This is a genomic window from Clostridium sp. CF012, assembly GCF_018861755.1.
Lineage (GTDB): Bacteria > Bacillota > Clostridia > Clostridiales > Clostridiaceae > Clostridium_AD.
This window is the reverse complement of the sequence record NZ_JAHLEF010000111.1, coordinates 1-997: the sequence shown is the minus strand read 5'-3', so window position 1 is coordinate 997 and position 997 is coordinate 1. Positions and strand designations below refer to the sequence as shown.

Below are 997 nucleotides of genomic sequence, written 5' to 3'. Positions count from 1 at the left end.
TTATGGCATGAAGGTAACACCCGTTCCCATACCGAACACGAAGGTTAAGCTTCAATGCGCTAATGGTACTGCAGGGGTGACCTTGTGGGAGAGTAAGTCGTCGCCAGGTAAAAAATGGATCTTTAGCTCAGCTGGTTAGAGCTACCGGCTCATAACCGGTCGGTCCGGGGTTCGAGTCCCTGAAGGTCCACCAAAAAAAACAGTTCTATTTGAACTGTTTTTTTATTTTCATAAATTATTACAATGAATTTGTGCGGAAAGCCCATTCTCTTTAGGTGTGGGAGTTTCAGTTTTAAAACCAGTATTATATATAAGTTGTATAATATATTTTTTTATTAACATAAATCATGTGAATATCTGTGGATAATGTGAATATGTTTTTTATAAATGATAGTAAAATATAATATATATAAGTAAATATATTTACTTATATATATTGAAAGAGGATTGACATAAATATTTATGTTAATCCCCTTTGTTTTTTGAAGGTAGATTATTTTTTTAAAACATAAATTATTCTTATAAGCCTTTAAGATAAAGTCTACAGAATTAATTAATAAGACAAAGGATCAACAAATATTGATGGGCTGAAAATTTAATAATGATTCTTTTTATAAAGGAAAATCAGTAAGAAATATATGTACACTTATTCAGGCGTGTCAGTATAGTTAATTGTTAGCATTTTTGAGTAATATAGAGTAAATAAACACTAATGTTATCATATAAATATTAGTTTAAATACAAAAGTATATAGTTATGATAAGATATTCCTTGTCGTTGCAAATGAGTAATGATAAAAGCAAATTGGTCTTTGAAAATTAAACAGAGAAATAGGTAAAATAGCGAAATAATATTTCGCTTGACCAGTTAATTACTTTAGATAAAAAAGTAATTTTAGTCGTAAGACTAAAAAGTATGTAATGAGCTTGCTAACCAGCTTAACAGTTGGCGCAGATTATTCATTTCAAATAAAAAGTGTAAACTTTTAAATTGAGAG

The 997-nt window shown here is 29.1% G+C and carries 1 tRNA gene and 1 rRNA gene; both read left to right on the top strand.

The window, feature by feature from the left end:
* Positions 1-109: ribosomal RNA gene (gene rrf / locus KPL50_RS26550) — 5S ribosomal RNA — on the top strand; the annotation flags it as partial.
* A 7-nt stretch (positions 110-116) separates the two neighbouring features.
* A tRNA-Ile gene (locus KPL50_RS26545) sits at positions 117-193 on the top strand.
* Positions 194-997: the final 804 nt, after the last annotated feature.